The 2,740-nt window shown below is 72.6% G+C and carries 5 protein-coding genes; all 5 read left to right on the plus strand.

Translation table 11 applies throughout. From position 1 onward, the window contains the following. Positions 1-718 (plus strand): hypothetical protein (locus ACWJ6R_RS34080; RefSeq protein ID WP_449066162.1); only part of this gene is annotated, 718 nt, incomplete at its 5' end. After that, complete coding sequence (locus tag ACWJ6R_RS34085; RefSeq protein WP_449066163.1) at positions 715-1,353, plus strand: PilZ domain-containing protein; 639 nt, start codon at positions 715-717, stop codon at positions 1,351-1,353. The genes ACWJ6R_RS34080 and ACWJ6R_RS34085, both read left to right, overlap by 4 nt. Further along, a complete protein-coding gene (locus tag ACWJ6R_RS34090; protein WP_449066164.1) occupies positions 1,340-1,561 on the plus strand; it encodes a hypothetical protein in 222 nt (73 codons plus the stop codon). The genes ACWJ6R_RS34085 and ACWJ6R_RS34090 overlap by 14 nt, the downstream gene beginning before the upstream one ends. Continuing rightward, positions 1,558-1,701: a hypothetical protein gene (locus tag ACWJ6R_RS34095; protein ID WP_449066165.1), complete on the plus strand. Its 144-nt coding sequence runs from the start codon at positions 1,558-1,560 to the stop codon at positions 1,699-1,701. Before ACWJ6R_RS34090 ends, ACWJ6R_RS34095 begins: the two co-directional genes overlap by 4 nt. 107 nt (positions 1,702-1,808) lie before the next feature. Next, on the plus strand, positions 1,809-2,740 hold a 932-nt coding region (locus ACWJ6R_RS34100), incomplete at its 3' end, for a HAMP domain-containing protein (RefSeq protein WP_449066166.1).

The raw sequence follows: 2,740 nt of genomic DNA on the forward strand, positions 1-2,740 counted from the left end.
GGCCGAGCCGGAGCGGTCCGGCGCGGTCGTGCCCCGCGCCTTCCAGCCGCCCGTCGTCGAGCAGGAGCGGCCGTTCGCCCGGGCGCTCACCGAGCTGGGCCTGCCCGCGCGGATGGCTCTGCGGGCCGTCGGCTCCGACATGTACACCGCGGTGAAGCGCGCCCTGGCCGACCTGCCCGAGGCGCCCACGCCGCCGCGCGGCGCCGGCGACGTGCTCGTCATCGTCGGCGAGACGCACGCCGCCCTGCACATGGCCGAGAAGGCCGCCCGCCTGCTGAACGTGGGACCCGCCCAGGTCCTGCTGGCGGCCCGTTCCACCGCCGGGACCGGAATCCACAACACGCGCCTGCTGAACGGCCCGAGGGCCGCCCAGCAGCGGGCGCGGAAGATCCACCGCGACGACGTGCCGTACGTCGTCGTGGTGGACTCCACCCCGGAGCAGGGCAACGGCGAGTGGGCGCGCGCGATCGCCGACGCCCTCGGCGCGACCGCCGTGTGGGCGGTCGTCGACGCGACCCGCAAGACCGCTGACACCGCGCGCCACCTGCGCACACTCGGCAAGGTGGACGCCATCGCGGTGAACGCCGTGGCCGCCACGGGCGACCCGGCGAGCGTCCTGGACCTGGACATCCCCGTTTCCTATCTCGCGGACCGGCCCGGCACCGCGCAGGCCTGGGCCGCCCTGCTGTGCGAGCGGCTGGAGGAGAAGCAGTCGTGACATCCATTAGCTTGCCCGACATCAACTCCCTCGTGGAGATCGCCCTACCGGACGGCAGGGTCTACCCCACACGGGTGGAGGACACCGACGGGCTGGTCCTCATGGTTGCCGCGCCGCGCGGCGTCGGGGACATCGACATGCCGGAACCCGGCGAGGAGGTGTTCGTGCGCTGGACCGGCCCCCGGGGTCTGTACACCGCTCCCGGCACGTTCACCGCGTCCGTGCGCGACCGGATCAGCCTGTGGACCATCGAGGCCGAGGGCACCGTGGACTACTTCAGCCGCCGCAACGCCGTACGGGTGGCCGGCGGCGAACCGGTCCGGCTGCTCGACCTCGCCAGCGGCCAGGAGGTGTTCCACGGCCGCTTCGTGGACATCTCCGAGCGCGGGGCCCGCTGCCAGGGGATCGCGACCGGGCTCTCCGCCGAGCAGGACGTGATGGTCAAGATGGTGCTGGACGACAACCTCGTGGCGCTGAAGGGCAACGTGCTGACCGTCTCGGAGGCCGGGGGCGACACCGTGGCGGCGGTCGTCATCTACGACCCGCCGGAGACGCAGGCGCAGATCATCCGCCGGTACGTGATGAACATGCAGATCCGGGCGCGGAGGGCGGCGGCCGCCAATGCCGGTGACTAGCCTGCCGACGCTGCTGCTGGCCCTGCTGCTCGACGCGCCGGCGCTGTGGCGCGCCTTCGTGCTGCAGGACCTGGACGTCACCACGGCCCTGACGCGCTACCTGATCGCGGTGGCGGTGAGCGCCCTCATGCTCGGCGCCCTGCGCCGGGTCACCGCCTCCTACGGGTCCGAGGACCGCCCGCGGCCGGTGAGAAGGACGGCGTCATGAGCGTGTCGGTGGACCGGGTGCACTCGCCCGGCCGCCGCGCCACCGACAGGACGGAGCCGGCGCCGGCGGTCCCGGCCCTCTCGGGTGAGCTCCCGCCCGCGCCGGTCGCGGCGCTGACCGCGGGGGACGGCCAGGGCTGACGCCCGCGACCTCTCATCTCGCGGTGCCGGACGCCGATGGGAGGCCGAGACGGCTGTCTGACGGCAACCCCGGCAGCTCTCGGTCTCGCACCGGAAAGGACCTGAACGTGACCGGCACGTCCGTAGACAACGCCCGCCCCGTCGTGAACGCGAACCGCAACCGCCTGCTGGGCTGGTTCGCCGACCGCCGCATCAGCACCAAGATCCTCGCCTCCGTGGGCATCGTCGCCGTCATGGGCGCCGGGGTCAGCACGGTGGCGCTGAACCGGCTGAGCGGTCTCAACGACGACCTGGAGTCGATGAAGCAGACCAACATCCACCGGGTACTGCACCTCACCGAGCTGCGCGGCCAGATGGCCAACATGTACGACTCCACCACGGGGTTCGTCGCCATCACCGACCCCGCCATCAAGGCGCAGGCGATGGACCTGATGAAGGAGTACACCGCGAACGTCACCGAGGCGCTCGCGGACTACAAGGAGGACGCCCCTGCCTCCGCGGCCTGGCAGAAGACCCTGACCGGCTACGAGGAGGCGTGGGAGAGGTACCAGACCCTCCGCAACGTCGCCTTCATGGGGGAGAAGCCCCCGGCCGGGTTCGCCATGCCCACCGAGGTCGCCCAGGTGGTGACCGAGTTCGTCGCGGCCTCCACGCAGATGAACGACGCGATGGAGGAGCTGGCGAAGTTCGAGGAGGCCGACGCCGCGGCGGTGACCGCCGCGGCCGAGGACAACTACGGCAGCGCCCGGACCCTGATCCTGGCGCTGCTGACCGGCGGGCTGCTGCTCGCGCTGGGACTGGCGCTCCTGGTGTCCCGGCTGATCGTCCGGCCGCTGGGCGCGGTCTCCCGCGTCCTGGACGCGGTGGCGAGGGGCGATCTGACCGAGCGGGCCGAGGTGACCTCCCGCGACGAGGTCGGCGAGATGGCGGTGGCGGTCAACCAGGCCGGGGACTCCCTGCGCCAGACCATCGAGGCGCTGGCGACCAGCGCCGACACGCTGGCGGCCAGCTCGACCGAGCTGTCGGGCGTCAGCGACCG

This window comes from Planomonospora algeriensis (assembly GCF_977012225.1).

What these genes read in the sequence shown, in the direction of transcription:
- ACWJ6R_RS34095 (WP_449066165.1), top strand. Translation starts at nt 1,558, where the DNA reads ATGAGCGTGTCGGTGGACCGGGTGCACTCGCCCGGCCGCCGCGCCACC.
- ACWJ6R_RS34090 (WP_449066164.1), top strand. Translation starts at nt 1,340, where the DNA reads ATGCCGGTGACTAGCCTGCCGACGCTGCTGCTGGCCCTGCTGCTCGAC.